An 18,062-nucleotide genomic window follows, 5' to 3' on the forward strand; every position below is an offset into this window, starting at 1 on the left:
GAAAAATACCCAGAATGCTTTACTATATGGTTTAGAGTATATGAATAATTACAGGAATAGAATAGAATAAAAAAGAACGCCGATGCAGCAACATCAGCGTTCCAGTAGCTACTCCGCAAGAAGTGCGGTGGCTAACGGGGCAAAAGTGACCCTCACTACCTATTAACCGACAGGGAGGGTTACTTTTCTTTTATCATCATAACAATCAAAGTTGCAAAACTGATCATCAATACCAGTGCCTCAAAGATTGTCATCAGCGGCACGACCTTTCCTTGCTATGACATAATCACAAGACAAGGAACGAAAACAGGTGCCACCTTCCTCCCTTTATATGTAGCTATAATCATAATACCATGTACCCTAGTAGGAACTTACGTGAAATATCGATTATTATGATATATTTTACTGGTCAACTATAATTCTTGAATTTCTTTGAACTTCATATTACTTATATTGGCTAACCAGCGCTATATGGTTCTTTTTATCCTCTTGAGACACATTTGTAAATTCTTTTAATTTACTATAAATATTACAAATAGATTCATGATTGAGTATTTTAGGAGACATTGCATTAAACCTTTTTAGTAATCCACCTAACTGATCCCGCTTTATTATACGAACATTTTCCATATCCACCGAAACCTTTTTTAACTGACAGCGATTGCTAAAGACTATAAGCGAAGTCATATTTTTATCTGATATAATAGGTAATACTCTTTTTAATGCGTTTATGTGTGTTAGATTTTGCTTTACAGGATTATAGAAATAGCTCTTTTGTTTATTTGGTAACATCTTACACCAATTACGGTCATTTTCTTTTCCAAATATCCAACCACTATAATTCTTCGATTCAATTACATATACCCCTGTTTCATGAATGAATACAAGATCAATCTCTGTTGTGCCACCTCTTTTATTTGGCAAGTAGGCATTCACAACAGTCTTGTGATTCCCGGGTATCTTTTGGAGTATTTTATAAGTAAAATATTCTCCCAAAAGACCCTTATCCAAATACACTTTCAAAAAAGAAAAATTTGTTTCCTTTCGATAGTTACTTTGTTGGTATTGTAAAAATGGAATAATAATAAATAATGCTATAATACAAAGCATTAATAATAGATCAAGTAACAGCATCCATTCACCCCCCTATTTTTTTGTTCAGATTACAAAATTCGCCATTTTCCTGTAAAATCCTTCAAAATATTTGGTGATTTTGAAATTCGAAATGTACACACACAGTAAAAAACACCCCAAAATTACTATAGGGATAAAGTTTTAATAGTAGCAATATGCTTGGTTGGTGATTCCCTTCTGATTGCTGGTTTTACACCTATAAAAGGGGAATCCAGGGAAATCACTAACTCACGTAAAGTCTTTTTTTCCACTTAAGAAAAACCATTTTTATTGTATGGAATCTAAGATTGCTTTTCCCCATCTTCATTTAGATAGGCTTATGTATTTTTTTATATATTTGTTGCAATATTATTCTTAGGGATAAGAATGCTTTCGTTTTAGATTTGAGTATATTATAATATCTACAAGAATAGAATAAAAAAGAACGCCGATGCAGCAACATCAGCGTTCCAGTAGCTACTCCGCAAGAAGCGCGGTGGCAAATTAGGAAAAAGTAACCCTTCACCTATTACCGGACAGGGAGGGTTACTTTTCTCTTATAACTATAACAATCAAAGTAGCAAAACTGATCATCAAAACCAGTGCCTCAAAGATTGTCATCGGCAAACACCTCCTTTCTTGTTGTGACATGGTCACAAGACAAGAAACGGGAAACAGGTGCCACCGCCCTCCCTGCATATGTAGCTATTCATATAATATCATAAAAACAAACAGAAACATACGTTCTATCCGAATGATTTATCCATTATCACAAAATATTTTTATTGGCCCTTGGCACCAAATACGAAGGCATTTCCTCTCTCAACTTCCATATAAAACTCATCGGCTTATTCCCAGAATGTTTCACGTAATCAGCTGTTCCTAAGAACACAAATGGCGAGGTATACCCATTTTCCTTTTTATACTCCCTAACGAATAATGCGATTTGATGTTCTCTTTTGCGATGTTGAATATATCGCTTGGCCGTTTCACTAGTTTCTGATACTCTACTTTGCGTTTGCCAATGAAATAACCGCTCATTTATCGCATAGTCATCATATAAGGTTGATGGAGAAAATTCTTTATCTGATTTATTCAATGTAATAAAGAATATATCGACATTTTTATCCTCAAAGTGCTTTACTCCTTCTCGAAAAGCTGGAGATTTCTCTTCATTATAATAATCAAATGCAGCCATTATTTGCGAAGTTGAATACTTACAATGTACTTGTAATGGGCATGGAAATGAAAAATCATTTTGGATCTCCATTGTTTCAATAGACTGATATGAGTATTCGAGAATCGCCATAATTTCTGCTTTAAACTCAGGTACAGAAATAATGTTTTGAATCCCTTCCTCAATAGAAGTTAGCCCTTCTTTTTCAGGATAAGATTTGTAAAAAGTATAATATAACATGGAAAGCATTAAAGTTTCTTCATCACTATTTATCTCCCCTTCTTTCAAATAGGAAAGAATAAAACGAATGAATGTTGGCGAATTTAGGTGAAATAACGACGGTAGCCGATTTGTGATAAATTTTTCATTATCACATTCGAAATCCTGGCTAATCCCCGCCTCTACTAACATTCTACTAAAACTTCGGTCCCCGTTTTTTCCATAAAAATCATATAAGGATAGATGGTAATGATGTAAAAAGTTCGATAAGGTTAACGATTTACCAGTATCCTCCGTAAAATACTTCATTTTGGCTATAAGATTACTTTTGGTATTTGCACTGCTTTTAATATTTCGCAGGATATAATCCTTAGCAAGCTTTTCCAATTGGATAAAGCATCCTTTAGGCAAATTAAAGAATCCATTCTCGACATAATACTGTACGGAGTGTTTTGTTTTCCCTGTTAATGCTTTAAATTTCTCTTCAAAATGATAATTTTTATGTGCTTGTCCAACAAAATCTAGTACGGTTAAACATTCCTTCCCTTCATGGAGCCGGAGCCCTCGTCCAAGCTGCTGTAAAAAGATTGTTAAACTTTCGGTTGGTCGTAGAAACAGAATCGTATTTACTTCTGGTATATCAATTCCTTCATTGTAAAGATCGACAACAAAAATGAATTTAATCTCACCCGTCACAAGCTTTTCCTGTGCTTCCTCTCTCACTGTTGCATTTACATTCCCGTACAATGCAATAGATGGTATCCCTGATTCATGAAAAAAAGCAGCCATATACTTAGCATGTTCAATTGAAACACAAAATCCAAGCCCTTTTACTTGATTAATATCTGTCACATATTTATAGACACTTTTAACAATATTATTGCTTCTTAATGTATTAGATGTATAGACATTTTCCAGTTCTTTAATGTCATATCCCCTTCTACTCCATTTTAACTTGGATAAGTCAACAACATCGCTTACACAGAAATATTGAAATGGACTCAATAATTTTTGGTTAATGGCCTCTGTTAATATTTGAGGTTGATAGTGATCCAATAATTTTTGATAGGAATCCGCTGCAGCATGATGGAAATCATCAATAATGATAAAATCATAAAAATCACTTGTTGTATGTTCATACAATTTTTTACTATTAAAGCTTTGTATACTTACAAATAAATGATCCAATGAATGGGGTTCGTGATTCCCTACTAAAAGATCCCCGAAATTAAAATCTTTTAAAATAGCTCGAAAAGTATCTAAGCTTTGTTTTAAGATTTCCTCACGATGGGCAACAAATAAGAGTCTTGCATGATGTGGATACTCGCGTTTAAATCGCCGATAATTAAATGAAGAAATAACGGATTTCCTAACACCATGTCGGGGATGTCGCAGCTACAAACAAAGTTTAAATGGTTCGATAAGGTAATAAAATGATACTCAAATCATTCACAAGTAATCGAATTTTTTAGAAACTTACTTCAATAATCTTGTCTATTCCTAAATTTAACAGTCAATTTTACCTTCTATTTCAAAAATGGGAACCAATAAGGCTCGCTTAATCTCCTTTAATTCTATTTTTTAAACTTTTGGTTAATTATTCGCAAAGTCATGGTACTATTTTGAAAATAGATATTGATATGGAGTGATATAATTGAAAAAAATAACCTTCAATGATTTGGCGATAAAGGTATTAAAACAAGCCGAACGTCCAATGACAGAAAGAGAAATATGGGAATATTCAAAACAAAATGGTTACGATAAGTTTGTTGGAACAAATGGAAAAACACCTTGGAAAACATTAAGTGCGCTAATATACGTTGATATACGAGATAATGCTAATTCACCCTTTATAAAAGTGGATTCAAAACCAAAAAAATTTTATTTAAAAGAACTGGAAGACCAAACCGTTATTGAAAAGGAAGAATCCAAGATTGACCAACCCAAAAATACGAAATATCATGAAAGAGATTTACACCCTTTTTTAACATATTACGTTAATACATATTTAAACGCTTATACCAAGACTATTTTTCATGAAAAGTCTTCAAAGCGTTCATATACGAAATGGTTACATCCGGACCTTATTGGAGTAAATTTTCCAATAGGACTTTGGGAAACAGAAGTTGTGGATTTTGGTCTCTCAATTGGTAATCAATTACTAAAACTTTATTCGTTTGAAGTGAAGAAGGAATTAACGTTTGCAAATATTAGGGAAGCATTCTTCCAAGCAGTTTCGAATTCTTCATGGGCAAATGAAGGATATCTTGTGTCTGTGAGTATTCTTGATGATGAAGAATTTTTAACTGAACTTAAAAGACTTACGTCTGCATTTGGAATAGGAATAATTAGAATTGATATTCAGAATGTTGACGATTCCGAAATCCTGTTTCCAGCCAAACAGAAAACAGAAATTGACTGGGAAACTGTAAATAAATTAGCAAAAGAAAACCCAGATTTTAGAGATTTTATTATTCGCGTTAGGAATGATATGTCGAGAAAGAAATTAGAAAAGAAAAATACGATAAAGTTTTTACCACGGAACAAATACTTGATACCATAGCATCAAGTTGTTTATAAGATTAAGTCAATTGTGAGAGGAATATACAAACGTAAACTTAAACATGCTTAGTTTTAATTAGAACATACAAAAAAAGCCATTCATTTAGAATGGCTAAACTATTATCAAAAATATAATTGTCCCATATGTCGAAGTATTTCAAACGTATTTTGTAAATTAGCTTACAACTAAAAAATTAGTTAGAGTAAACCTTTTTAATAGCACGAATGTAATACCTATTAGGAAAATGCTTATTTAATAGTTTAATTAATGCTGAACCATTAATCATTTCAATATTTGTTAAATTTGCTTCTTCTTTTCCTGCCTGAGTAAAGTCAGAAGTTGTTATACAAATCCCATGGTGGTAACCATCAGTTATTTTAACACTATTTAATCTTTGTATTGGTTCGCTCCCTACATTTGAAATCCACCGTTTCACTTGAAAGATTACTCTTTCTTCAATATTCTTTTTAATATTATATTTCTCAGCTATAAGATCCACTCCTCGATCCCCAGCTCCCCCGAGTCTCGTAACATTTTTATACCCTTCTGCAACTAATAACCTTTTGACTAATTCCTCCATTTCGTATGGATCAATTTGTCTTAGATCAATTAGTCTCTCACCTGAATCATTTTCCGGGACAGACTTTCTTACGTAACCCATATGATTTTCATCACAATAATTAAGCAGAAGATTTTCAATATCCTTTTCCTTTGAAGTCGAGTTTAGTATTTTTTCTAGTAAACCTGGGTCACCATTGCAAAGCTTATCACTAATATCAAAATAAATGTCTTCAAGTGTGAAAAAGCCTTGTTTGTCAAGTAACTTTTTAACAATCACGGGGATCAAATCATAAAGCTTTATAAATAAAGCTTCAGAGTCTTCCAAATCAACGTATAGTTTATCTTCATCTAAATACACGTGGTGTCTGTGATCCAACCTAAAGGCATCTCTAATTATTGATGAAATTTTTTTTTGTTGGAGAGAATTATTACCCGTACGTGCCCTTAGTACCTCATCCTCAACTTGAATAACTAATGTACTTATACTTAAAGGATTAGGGCTGTTTTGGATTTTGTTATAAACAAATTTCTTGATTTCATATTCAATATTTTTGTTTTCAATGAACCAATATTTTTTTGATTCAGGGAGCTTGTTGAAAACCAAATACATTTCTTTCGAAAGAGTACTTTTATAAGCTGCCTGTTTACGAAGTGTAGGATCGTTATTTTCCTTATCAATTCTTATGATGTATTCGAATCCGTGTTTTCTGGCTTTTAAAATATATTGAGAAAGTAAATCAAAGTATTTTTTTTGCCCCAAATTGACTGCAAGTACTAAAAAACCATTTTCTTTCAATGCGTTTTGAAATGCATTAAACATTTGATCGATATCACTAATGTGATGCTCGTAGTCCTTTTCTTTTCTGGTTGGTGCATTGGAAACGACTACTTCTTTTTCAAGAAGTGTATCTTTTAAAGAAAACTTTTGTTCATCAACAAAATGGCGTAGCCAATCACGATATAGTTGGTTTCGTTCCAAGTAGGCAACTTGATCATGATATGGAGGATCAGTAAGAATTAAATCGGCTTTTTTCTCAGAAAAAGTTGATCGTAAGAACTCCTGGTAATCTTGCTGAACAAAATTACAGCTATTCTCAAACCACACCAGTTTATTACTAACAAACGTCTTATAAAATCTTTTGTATTTTTGATATTTTTCTTCAAATAGATACCAGACATTCATATCCTGAGCTTGTTCCCTCATTACCTGATAGATATATTCTGATCCTGAACCATATTGGGCGATCCTTGCAAGTGTTAAACTAGAAACCAAAAAATGCTGTAATAAGTTTTTTTCATGAGAATCAGGTAAAGAATTTATAGCATCTTGAATCATTAAAAGGGCTTTTTGATTACGTACTGAGAAATTTGTATCATATTTATCCGCACCAGTTTTCCTAGTAATATTGATACGACTGTTTTCAATAAGGGTGTGTTTTGGAAATTGCTCTGGCTTATTTTGATTAATAGTCCCTAACTTTTCCTCATCAAATACATCGAATTGCTTTGTTACCCCTCCACATTCAGGACATTTATACAATAATATAATATTTTTTCCATCCTTAATATCACGGTGTGGTTTGGGGTTTGAATAATTTTTTGTTTCTGGATCAAAATGAAGCTTTTTAATATAGTTGACATGACCGCAACACCGAGTTTCATATAGTGTACGAACCTGTTCAAAGCACTTGTTCTTGATTTCATCAAACAATTTATCAAGTTTTTTTATATTTGCTTGGTGATAATAGGTGTAAACTATATCAAATGTATAATTATCGAGTTCGCATCCAAAAAAGGATCGCTTACTATTAGCCGCCGATAACATATAGGTACCTGATCCGACAAATGGGTCCGAAACAATTGCATCATCTGTTGTAAGGGTTTCAATTATGATACTTCCTATTTCAGGTGACTTTCTACCTTTAAAATTAAATTGATTCTTTAATAAAACAGGAACAGTATTTTTCACATCACGTAAGTTACGGCGCAGCTGAATTGCTTTTTCAATAATCTCTGGACTGGCCTTTGTCTCCATTGATTCATACAAAAATTCATTAGTCATTTGTATCAACATCCTCATTAATAAAAAATTCTCCAATTGACATTTCAAAGTAAATTGCAGATGTAATAATAAAGCTCCAAGAAATATTCCGCTGATGCTTATTTTTCCTTTGTAAAACATAAAAATAATTACTAGTATAATTTCCTTCAAAAAAACTTTCGAATTTTTGGCTATTTCCAATGTCACGATTAATAAGCATATTAAGAATATTCTTTTTAGCAAGTTCCGCCGGTACGAACGGCGGAATTTCGTAATTTTTAATTCCACTCCTATCAATAGGATGAGAAATTAGATCAGAAAAATGGATTTTCAAGTAGCTACAGATTTTAGTTATATCTGTATTGCTCAAGTTTGGAAGCTTCATGTCGGTATACCAGCCTCGAATTTTCCTTTTCGAAACATTACAATTGTTACTTAGCATTTCAAAAAACTCTTGTTTTTTCACATATCCAAAACAATTGATAATAAAATCAATGTTTGTATGAATTTGTTCTGCAATTTCCCTTCTTTTTAACAAGATCTTTTGTTCTAGCTCAAGATCCATTCTAAAAATCCTCCATAACATTTTCTATTGTTATTTTAGTTTCTTCTTTATTGTGAAAATGTTACTTTGGGCGGTAATTTCATGTTATAATTTTTTTATACTTGGTATATTCATTATTCTTTTGATTTAAGTTATAATGATAGTTTGAAAGCTTTGAGGTGATGATATTGAAACGTGAATTTCCAATCCTAAACTATCCAGGTAGTAAAAGGAATTTATTGGATTTTATTAATAAAAATATGTCAAAAAGAATCCCAGAAGATAAGGTTTTATTTGACATATTCGCTGGAAGTGGATCTGTTTCATATTTTTATAAAGATAGATTCCAAATTTATGCAAATGATGCAGAAAAATATTCTTCTGTCATTCTAAATGCTTTATTGAACTTTAAACCCGTAATTGAAAAAGAATATTTAATAGAGAAAATTAATTTTCACTTTAATGTTAATAAAAATAATATTCTGGGGATTTTTGAAGATTGGTTTAAACGTGAGGAAGATACATTATTATTAGGTACACCTGAAGAAGTTGAGGAATTATACGGTGAATTCCCTAATGTTTGGAAAATGTCATTACTTATTAATAATGAAATAGCTACAATTGACAAGTTGAAATCCCTTCCCTTTTATTTATTATTTACAACTTATTATTCAGGTAGTTACTTTGGAATTAAACAGTCAGCCGAAATAGACAGTATTCGATATGCAATTGAAACACTAAAAATTAAAGATGAAACAAAATGCATGCTACTTTCTTCATTATTTTTCGCAATGAAAGAAGCTATTTTTAGCAAAGATGGCCATATGGCACAACCATTGAATTTAGGCAAAAATATGGACAAGTTGCTAAAAAAGCGGAATATATCGATAATGGATAAATTTATAGGAAAGCTTTATGAATTCTATTCAGATGATTTCATTCTTTCAGGACAGCATAATAAGGTATTTAACTTCACCTTTGAAGAGTTATTGAAAAAACCGGAAATATTTTCTAATGTCGGATTTATCTATGCTGATCCACCATATACAGATATGCAATATTCAAGATATTTCCACTTGTTAAACACCCTTGTTTATTATGATTATCCAGAAATGAGCATATACAGAGGTAAATTATCTAAGGGATTGTATACAGAAAACAGATATCAATCACCTTTGAGTCAAAAATCACAAGCGCTAAATTATCAAATTCAATTCTTTGAGTTTTGCAAGCAACATAAAATTGGCTTAGGATTCAGCTTTGCTTATCCGGCTGATATTATAAGTCAACAAACTAATCGTTATGTTTTAAATATTTTTGAATTGATCGATCAAGGAAAAAAAATATTCGGAAAAAATTTTGAATATTTCACTCAGGATTATTCTCATTCCAATAATAGGAATAGTTCATCCAAAAAAGTTTTAGAATACCTGTTGATTTATACACCTAAGTTTTGAAAAGAGGTAGTTTTTATGGATTTACTTTCAATAAAAAGAAAAATATCACAAATAACTCCTACAAACCGTAACCCACTATATCAATCACATTTGTATTGGTCACAAAAGCCATATAATATTTGTGATATTCTAATTGAGGAATTAACTGAAGAAGGCGATATTATTTTTGATCCTTTCATGGGATCAGGCGTTACGATTATTGAAGCCGCTCTCCATAACCGTAAGGGTGTTGGTGTAGAAATCAATGAACTGCCTATTTTTATAGTTGATACACTTTTAAAAAAGGTTGAAGTTGTTGAAGAATTATTAAATGAATTTGAACTTTTTTTAGACAGCCTTCAATCCTATTATGAAACTTGGTCGGATGAGTTTAACACGGTAGGGGTAATTAATAAAATTATTTTTGATCGACCTTCTCCTTTTTCAGAACCTGAAATAAAAGAAATTTATTATAAATGTAAAGGGAATAAGAACGCCGTTGTAAAAAAGCCGGACATTTTTGATTCAGAAAAAATGCTTGCTAACAATGGATATCAGCAAATCAGGGATTTTATTATGATTCCTAATAGCCGTCTTGCTGTACAAAATAATCAAAGTGTTAGTACTCTTTTCACACCTAGGGCATTATCTATAATTGATGAAATATTGCAGTATATAGCACGAATCCATGACAATAATCAACGAAATGTTATTCAATATATTTTGATGAGTTCTCTTCATTTAATAAAAATTACTGATACTAAATCTAATTCTCAATGGCCACTATGGACACCAAAAGAAAACTGCTTAGAAAAAAATGCTATTGATGTTCTTAAGAAACGTATAGGTTTGTTAAGGGAATCCTTTAAATATTTAGCAAATTACTCTGATAGAAATTTAACAAAGGGATCTTCTTTTGAAGAATTACTTACTAATTGTGGCTACTATATTATTCATAATGGAATCCAAAACATAACACAAGGAGACATCCCAGATAATAGTGTCGATTTGGTAATCACCGATCCGCCGTATTTAGGGCAAGTACTTTATTCCGAATATATGCAGCTTTATTATCCATTTTTAGACTTACACTTTAATATAGAAGACGAGATAGTGGTATCAAAAGCTCAGGGAAGGAATAAAGACGAAGACAACTATTTTCAGCTCTTAAATCAAGGTTTTGAAAAAATTAGTCGTAAATTAAAAAGAGGAAAGCTCCTTTGTATGTATTTCCACGAGAGCAATTTAAGCGTATGGAATAAATTAATTAACATCATGAAACAAAATGGGTTATATTTCTTAACTCAAGTACATGTTCCCAAAAAAAAGTCTACGCTAAAAAATATTTTAAGCCCAAAAAAATCTTTACAGGGTGACTCCATTCTTTTTTTCATTAAAGAAACAGGATTGTATAGAGAGCCAAATGAAAATGAGTCTTTAGAAGAAGTTGTTTCAAATGTATTATTACATGTTGAGTACGAACTTTCCGAAAAAGGTCCCTTAACCACAACACAATTAATAGATGATGGATTAATGGAAATTATCATCCAAAATGGATGGCTTGAACAACTAAGTCAAAATTATAAAAGTATTGTAGATGTGTTTGAACCAAAAGTTAATTGGGATGATACAAATGGAAAGTGGTATATATAAAGTAATGTAAAAAATCAAAAACTACCTGGACTAAAAATGAGGCCACTGAAAAAGTAATTAAAAAAGGCAGTTGAAAGTTCTATTAAATGAACTTTCAATTGCCTTTTTAATTTATAATATTTTTATCAAATGTATGTAGGTGGTATCCAAATGATTTCAAATGTAAGCCCGTATTCAAATAACGCATTTAAATAAAGCAACACCTCTTGGTATGATCTATGTATCAATTTATAGGAGGTGCTTTTCATATGCCACAACAAAAACTAACCATTGTCCCCGTTACATTGCATGCCGAAAACGAAAAACCTCCAAAACAAATCCAGCAGTGGTTTCCTCCAATCCTGCTTGTACGATCAAGACCGGTAACGCTGAGATTTCCTTCTTCAATGGCGTAGATGAGCACATTGTCCTGATGGTCATGAGGGAGCTGAGAAATCGATGAAGCAAGATTATAAAAGTGTGAAAAATATCTACATCATTTGCGGTAAGACCGATATGTGAAAAGGCATTGATGGTTTGACAACGCTAATTCAAGGTTCTTTTCAACTAGATCCCTACGGGGATTCCATTTTCCTATTTTCCGGATGGAGTAACGACCACTATAAATGTTTATATTTCGATGGCGATGGATTCGCCATGCTTTATAAACGTTTGGATAACGGCAAACTGCAATGGCCAAAAGATGAAAATGAAGTACGCAATCTTTCGCGGCAGGAGCTGCGCTGGCTCCTTGAAGGGTTATCAATCCAACAGCCAAAGGCGATTCAACCATCGTCAAAAGGTGTATTCTAAATTCGGTAAGCCACTAATTTTATCTTTATTCCGCTGTTCGAACTAGTAATAATAAGAAGAACGAAACTGAACGAAAAGTGGGAATGATATGGCGAACGCTTTTTATACGAATGAAAACCAAAACGAGAAATTAATTCGGCTACTCGAAGAGCAATTGGCTCATTCGAATCAACAAAACAAAGACTTATCGAAACAGATTGAAGCGTTAATCGATCAAGTGCGCCATTTAACCAAGCTTTTGTATGGATCAAAAACTGAGAAGTCGAAATATAACGCTCCGGACGGGCAAGCGTCATTATTTGAGGATGACCCGTCTTTTAATGAACCTGAGCAAACAGGGTAACAAAGCCAACAGACCCTTACTTACACTGTTGTCCGAAAGGTTCAAAAGAAAAAACGAAATGATTCATTGTATGATGATATTGAAGTTGAAGCTGTTCACCATCATCCGGAAAATACAATCTGTGACTGTTGCCAAGGGCTAATGATTCAAATTGGCAGTACAATTGTACGCGAAGAGGCAGAATTTATTCCTGCCAGAATGAAGAAAGTCCAACACATTGAACATGCTTATGAATGTAAAAATTGTAAGGGCGATGCATTTCATCAGGCACATATTAAACGTGGTAAAGCTCCACAAGCTCCCATTCAACGTAGTATCGCAAGTCCTAGCGTACTTGCCAAAGTAATGTATGATAAATTTTCGCAATACTTGCCCCTTTACCTCCAGGTAAAGGAATGGGACCGTTATGGCCTGTTTTGTGCAATCGAAAAATACATAGTTTTGCAGCGGGCAATGCAGAGAATTGCAACTTGACATGGAGCCTCTACGGGCATGACTTCCAAGCCAAGAAGCCAGCAGTATCAAGGGCTGGCTTTGCCAATCAAGGCTACCATGCCCGCCCCTCCATGTAAAGTTGGGCTACGCAAAATTCTCTGCAACATTGTGTATTTTTATTTTGCAAAAAACAATTGCCTGGACACGAATGATAAGAATCTTTCCAATTGGGTCATTCGTGCATCACATGATTGGCTATTGCCAATTTACGATCGAATGAAGCAATTTATGATGGCTAAATCGATTTTACACGTCGATGAAACATATGGACAAATCATCAACCGTTCCGATGGGAAATCCGGTCAATCCAATGCCTATAACTGGGTATATCGAAGTGTACCATCCCAAGGACCATCAATTACCCTCTTTCAAAGCGCATTATCCCGGGCTCGGTCTGTCCTTGAAAGTTTCATTGAAGGCTTTTCTGGAACGATTATTTGTGATGGTTATTCTGCCTACGATAAGTTGGAAGGCGTTACCTTCGCAAATTGTTGGGCACATGTTCGGCGTTATTGGCTGAAAGCTGACAGCAAAAATGGCCGTATTGGTGTAAACTTTTGTGACGAATTATATCGACTTGAAAGGAAATTCAAGCATTTGTCTCCGAGTAAGCGAAGAAAAAAGCGCCAAAAATACTCGAAGCCAATTGTAGATAAATTCCTTGAATGGGTTGAAACGTCACCATTCTACGGAAAGAATGCGCTAGCGAAAGCAGCTGAATATACATTGAACAGGGCAAATGGACTCAGAGCATTCCTGAACGATGGGCGCATCCAGTCGAAAACGCCATCCGCCCCAACGTTCTTGGAAGGAAAAATTGGATCTTCAGTGTTAGTGAAGCCGGAGCAAAAGCGAATGCCATCTGTTTGAGTATCGCGGAAACAGCCAAAAGTAACGGTGTTGATTTCTACGAATATATCAAGAAACTTTTGACGGATCTACCGAATCTCGGCATCCATCAAAGCCCAGAAATTTTAAATCAATACATGCCCTGGTCAAAAATGATTCAGGAAGAATGTAGCAAATAAATGAAATAAGCCGTAATTCGATGAAAAAAAGTCAGAATATGCGGCTATTTGTCATGCGTACCTGAAGGTGCGCTTATTTTTTATAATTCGGGCTTACGGAAATTCAAGGAGCCACGGCGATATTTGCCGTTAATCTTAAGCGAATCCTAAAACTCCTTAGTGAAAAAGAATAAGAAAAAAGAAAAGAAAAAGGCAATTTGTCGTCAAAAAACGAGACGGCAAATTGCCTTTTTGTATTGAATTGAGGATATAAAAATAAAAAACGTAAGTTTTTCAGTGGCCTCTTAATTAAATAGGGGTATTTTTTATATATCTTTGTCTAATCATGTTTAGTAAATCAATCACATTTTCATCTACTTCAACATTCTTATTTTCATAACAATCCTTTACAAATTCAATCACACAAGAACGTATTGGCTCCTTTAAAACCTTCACCATTTCTTCTATATTCATAATATCAACACCTCCAATATTCCCTCTAAAATAACAGGGAGCACTTTTTTTACTTTGAAGAAACACCCGATAGTTGAAAATTCATTTTCCTATTCAATACACTTAAAAGTCTCGTTAATGTTATTCCAAAAGTTCATCCATCAGATCTTCTATTTCCTTTTTCTGCTATTCTGTTTGATATTTTAATATGATAACTTTATTATATTCAATAGAAAATACATCTCCAACCGTTACTTTATTAAGAAAGATCAACCTTGGGAAATCTTGTGTCTTAATGTCTACCTTTACTATATATTCTCTTTGAAAAAGAACCTCTCAATAAATTCACATCCTTACCTTGAAAAATGAGGTTTGTAATATATTTTTCATTTATAAGCATAAGTAGAAGATGATATCAATCACAACTTCAAAAGTTATTTTTGCTCTTGAAATCCTTACTGCTAGAGGTTTTCCTATAATACAAGTATAGGTTGTATCAGTAGTCTTATAAAATAGCTTTATCATTATGAACAATTATTTATTCATGGTTTTATATTAAGCGTATGGTTATTATCATCTGTCCTTGCAATAATTGTCCCTTATTTATTTGTAAGCAATACATTAACTTTAGCAGTTTTTAATCTACTTAAAGTCTCCGAAGTAGGATGTCCATAATTGTTTTTCCTTACAAAAATAACGGCGTATGTCGGATGCACGACACTCACATGGTACGAATTTGTAGAGATTTTTGTTCCATGAGGTCCTACTTTTAAAACATATGTTCTTAAATTTTCTTTACGTGTAATCATGTAATTTTAGATTTTGTTTCTATTTGATTTTTTTCTTGTTTCGAAGGTTAGAAAATAATTTCAATAGGATGAAGAATGTAATGCTTTTTATCCCGGCCCATTTTAAAACTCTTCCCCTATTTCCACTTTACTCTTACATAAATCTTTACTTGTTGTATTCATTATCCATTGGTTGATTGGTAAACTCTCAAGTTATCTGGTAAATGTTCATTTTCTGGTTTCAGTTCTCGTACTTGTTCTTTTTCTTTTTGCTTGATAATTATATCGACTATCATAATAAATATATCAATTATTCTTTTATCTTTAATGAGTTCAGATCTAATATAAATAACTACTAAACTAAGAATCAGCATTGTAGAACTTACTCCAACAATTAGCTCAATTTGGTCCTCTAATCCAATTTTACCTTCTGTTGATTTCAGGAAATATCCTAAAAGTTTATCTAATACCACTATTTTAATCAAAAAACCAGTAAAAGAACTAATAATGACAGGATTTATTATTTTCCACACTTTGTAGAGAAAATTGTTTTTTGTATAGTATTCTAAGTAATCTTTTAATAAGTAATAATCAAATATAGAATCACCAACGGACTTTATAATTTCTTCTTTTATTTTTTTAAGATTACTAGCAATATCCTTTTGTGCATCTTCTCTTAACCAAGAATATAAAGAATCTCCAAATAAATCAGTTATTGCTATCCATTGAAATAACTTTATTTTAGTTTCTTTGTTAAATACTTTTTCGAGTTTTTCAATTCGTTTTTTATCCCTATAACTAGTAATTCCTTTAAAGTAATTATATACAACATAAACTGTTAACACCCATGAAGATACTCCTGCAATACTACCTGATTGACTAGGAATGCAAAGCATAGATACTATACTAGTTACAAAAATTAAAAGTCCAACTGTTAGAAACTTAAATATCGAATTTTTAAAAATTTTTTTACCAAAAGCAGTTAATCTATTCCTCAATTAAAACTCTTCCCCCTCTTCCTCTTTACATGCTTAATCTTGCCATGGTGGTTAAAGATGTTTGTTTCTCCATCTTCCTTAAGAAGAGCAATTCTAGTCTTCCCATCACACACCACAGTGGCAAAACTTCCATTTTGTTCTATTATATCAATTTCTAGTATCATAGTACTAGGGTTGATTATTAGATCTTTAAACCTCACCAGGAACGCCCTTTGTATTAATGTAATTTTAAGAAAAGTATTAAATTGCGAATTAGGAATTGGATATTGCTGATGGCTCTGTGTTACTGCTATTTTGATTTCTTTATAAAATGACCCTGACGATCCACCCTCTGGTTTAATACTTGTAATGTCCTTGTTAAGAACAATCCATTTGAAACTATCCTTCAGTTTGTATATACTTAAAATTAACAGAATATAATAAAAAGGAACATTGGCTGCAACCAATGTTCCCAGTACAGCTTACTGCAAGAAGTGCAGTAGCCCGAGGCTAGGAATAACTCACCCCAACCATGGCAGAGGCAGGGTGGGTTATTTCCGTTTAACAAGAGAAATAACGACTGCAATCACAGTTACGATGAATGATCCAAACATGATCATCAGGGATAACGTTTCGTAAACAGTGATCATCAGCAATCACCTCCCTTCTTTGGGAAGTGACTACTGCCACCCTGCGAGCTGTACTCTATTAATTATAGCACAAATGTTCGTACGAAAAATAATTATTAAAATTACGTTACGAGGATTATGTATTAGCCGTTTATTCAGCAACCAAAATTACATCGTTTTTGAATATAAAATAGGGAGAACCATCTCTATTTTCCACAGTCTTTCTTGAATTTTTCACCACCTCTACATGGATCATTTCTTCCTATTTTCTTTTTCGTTTTCATGTTTATAAGGTTGTTCTTCTCTTTAGTTAATAGACGTATTGCATCCTCTTCTTGTTTTAATAACTCGTTTGGAGAATACCCCTTTAGAAACTACTGTTTGGTATTATTCATTATTTCGACTACTTGACCCATCATTAATTTTTCATTTCCATAAATTGATCATACATAATCTCTTTATAGTATTCTTCATAACCTACCATTCCTAGTTCCCTTGCAGATCTAAGCTCTGCTTCCCTATCATATGGAACCCGCACAAAGTTAATCGAATTAGTGCCATACGAACCATCCACAATAACATACGTAGCATCAACTAAATCTAAACCCACACTTCCTACATTGCAAAGGATACCAGTTTCATAACTTCTTAATAAAGTCATGTGAATATCGCCATAAAACACAATATCTGGAGTACGTTTCGAGTGAAGGGATTCCGTTTCTTCACTATTCTCAAATAGAGACAAACACTTTTCTTTTGGATGATACTCAGGTGCAATTCGCTCAAAGACACTCCTCGGCGAAGCATGAAAGCAACGAATTAGCTTTCCGTTTAACTCAAATTCTATATAAAAAGGCAAGGAAGCTAAGTAGTTAAAATCTTCCTCTGTTAAGTGGTTTTGAAACCACTTAAGAATTTCATTATCTGTCTCCTCTTGGATAAACACATCCCAATTCCCACGAATGACTTTATGGCAATGCTTTCTAACAAGTTCAATACATTCCGAACCACGCGGACCCTTCCCTACCAAATCTCCCAAACAAAATATCTGATCCACACCACGTTTTTCTATATCTTTTAGCACTGCTTCTAATGCCGTTAAATTACCGTGAATATCTGAAATAATTGCTATTTTTGACAAACTGAAATCCCCCTTATGTAAAAAACCTATACAGTCAGTATATATTAAATTTTACAACAATTTAACTAAAAAGGACTTATTACCCAGCATGTAAACATATACGGTTCCTTTGCCACTGACTACTCCATCA

General features: G+C 33.0%; 15 protein-coding genes and 3 pseudogenes. 7 read left to right on the forward strand and 11 right to left on the reverse strand.

All coding sequences use genetic code 11. The annotated features are described in order from the left end of the window. Nucleotides 1–179: 179 nt before the first annotated feature. The 4 genes and pseudogenes from NSQ59_RS27930 to NSQ59_RS13980 all read right to left on the reverse strand — a co-directional run. Nucleotides 180–254 (reverse strand): putative holin-like toxin, encoded by a 75-nt coding sequence (locus NSQ59_RS27930; RefSeq protein ID WP_220096211.1) that lies wholly within the window; start codon nt 252–254, stop codon nt 180–182. A gap of 190 nt (nt 255–444) precedes the next feature. Next, a complete protein-coding gene (locus NSQ59_RS13975) occupies nt 445–1,134 on the reverse strand; it encodes a nuclease-related domain-containing protein (RefSeq protein WP_340831837.1) in 690 nt (229 codons plus the stop codon). Nucleotides 1,135–1,659: 525 nt separating this feature from the next. Next, on the reverse strand, nt 1,660–1,812 hold the full coding sequence (locus NSQ59_RS27935) for a putative holin-like toxin (RefSeq protein ID WP_445669210.1): 153 nt from the start codon (nt 1,810–1,812) through the stop codon (nt 1,660–1,662). Between the two features lie 70 nt (nt 1,813–1,882). Next, a pseudogene (locus NSQ59_RS13980) lies at nt 1,883–3,886 on the reverse strand (DUF3427 domain-containing protein); the annotation flags it as partial. A 277-nt stretch (nt 3,887–4,163) separates the two neighbouring features. Here NSQ59_RS13980 and NSQ59_RS13985 point away from each other — a divergent pair. Continuing rightward, nucleotides 4,164–5,072, forward strand: a complete 909-nt coding sequence (locus tag NSQ59_RS13985) for a COG2958 family protein (protein ID WP_340831839.1) — start codon at nt 4,164–4,166, stop codon at nt 5,070–5,072. Nucleotides 5,073–5,265: 193 nt separating this feature from the next. Here the strand turns inward: NSQ59_RS13985 and NSQ59_RS13990 are convergent, their stop codons facing one another. After that, complete coding sequence (locus NSQ59_RS13990) at nt 5,266–7,695, reverse strand: restriction endonuclease (RefSeq protein WP_340831841.1); 2,430 nt, start codon at nt 7,693–7,695, stop codon at nt 5,266–5,268. Beyond that, nucleotides 7,688–8,239, reverse strand: coding sequence for a hypothetical protein (locus NSQ59_RS13995; RefSeq protein WP_340831843.1), 552 nt, complete (start codon nt 8,237–8,239; stop codon nt 7,688–7,690). Before NSQ59_RS13995 ends, NSQ59_RS13990 begins: the two co-directional genes overlap by 8 nt. Nucleotides 8,240–8,406: 167 nt before the next feature. On the opposite strand from NSQ59_RS13995, the gene NSQ59_RS14000 reads away from it, so the two are divergent. From NSQ59_RS14000 to tnpC, 6 genes and pseudogenes are all read left to right on the forward strand, one after another. After that, nucleotides 8,407–9,675, forward strand: coding sequence for a DNA adenine methylase (locus NSQ59_RS14000; RefSeq protein WP_340831845.1), 1,269 nt, complete (start codon nt 8,407–8,409; stop codon nt 9,673–9,675). A gap of 15 nt (nt 9,676–9,690) precedes the next feature. Next, the gene (locus NSQ59_RS14005; RefSeq protein WP_340831847.1) at nt 9,691–11,307 is read left to right on the forward strand and encodes a DNA methyltransferase; all 1,617 of its coding nucleotides are present in this window, start codon (nt 9,691–9,693) and stop codon (nt 11,305–11,307) included. A gap of 248 nt (nt 11,308–11,555) precedes the next feature. Continuing rightward, complete coding sequence (locus tag NSQ59_RS14010) at nt 11,556–11,702, forward strand: hypothetical protein (protein ID WP_340831848.1); 147 nt, start codon at nt 11,556–11,558, stop codon at nt 11,700–11,702. A gap of 112 nt (nt 11,703–11,814) precedes the next feature. Further along, the gene (tnpB, locus tag NSQ59_RS14015) at nt 11,815–12,099 is read left to right on the forward strand and encodes an IS66 family insertion sequence element accessory protein TnpB (RefSeq protein ID WP_340833168.1); all 285 of its coding nucleotides are present in this window, start codon (nt 11,815–11,817) and stop codon (nt 12,097–12,099) included. Nucleotides 12,100–12,187: 88 nt separating this feature from the next. Continuing rightward, nucleotides 12,188–12,856, forward strand: a pseudogene (locus tag NSQ59_RS27940) (IS66 family transposase zinc-finger binding domain-containing protein); the annotation flags it as partial. A gap of 219 nt (nt 12,857–13,075) precedes the next feature. Next, nucleotides 13,076–13,965, forward strand: a pseudogene (tnpC, locus tag NSQ59_RS14030) (IS66 family transposase); the annotation flags it as partial. A gap of 288 nt (nt 13,966–14,253) precedes the next feature. Here tnpC and NSQ59_RS14040 read toward each other — a convergent pair. The 5 genes from NSQ59_RS14040 to NSQ59_RS14060 all read right to left on the reverse strand — a co-directional run bounded on the left by NSQ59_RS14040 (nt 14,254) and on the right by NSQ59_RS14060 (nt 17,932). Further along, nucleotides 14,254–14,418, reverse strand: a complete 165-nt coding sequence (locus tag NSQ59_RS14040) for a hypothetical protein (protein ID WP_340831854.1) — start codon at nt 14,416–14,418, stop codon at nt 14,254–14,256. A gap of 949 nt (nt 14,419–15,367) precedes the next feature. Further along, complete coding sequence (locus tag NSQ59_RS14045) at nt 15,368–16,183, reverse strand: hypothetical protein (RefSeq protein WP_340831856.1); 816 nt, start codon at nt 16,181–16,183, stop codon at nt 15,368–15,370. After that, nucleotides 16,180–16,383: an XtrA/YqaO family protein gene (locus NSQ59_RS14050; protein WP_340833170.1), complete on the reverse strand. Its 204-nt coding sequence runs from the start codon at nt 16,381–16,383 to the stop codon at nt 16,180–16,182. The genes NSQ59_RS14045 and NSQ59_RS14050 overlap by 4 nt, the downstream gene beginning before the upstream one ends. A gap of 330 nt (nt 16,384–16,713) precedes the next feature. Next, nucleotides 16,714–16,812, reverse strand: a complete 99-nt coding sequence (locus tag NSQ59_RS14055; RefSeq protein ID WP_083489328.1) for a putative holin-like toxin — start codon at nt 16,810–16,812, stop codon at nt 16,714–16,716. A gap of 397 nt (nt 16,813–17,209) precedes the next feature. Continuing rightward, nucleotides 17,210–17,932 carry a metallophosphoesterase family protein gene (locus NSQ59_RS14060; protein WP_340831860.1) on the reverse strand — a complete coding sequence of 241 codons (723 nt, stop codon included), beginning with the start codon at nt 17,930–17,932 and terminating at the stop codon, nt 17,210–17,212. Nucleotides 17,933–18,062: the final 130 nt, after the last annotated feature.

Origin of the sequence: Margalitia sp. FSL K6-0131, assembly GCF_038008735.1 — a bacterium.
Lineage (GTDB): Bacteria > Bacillota > Bacilli > Bacillales > Bacillaceae_C > Margalitia > Margalitia shackletonii.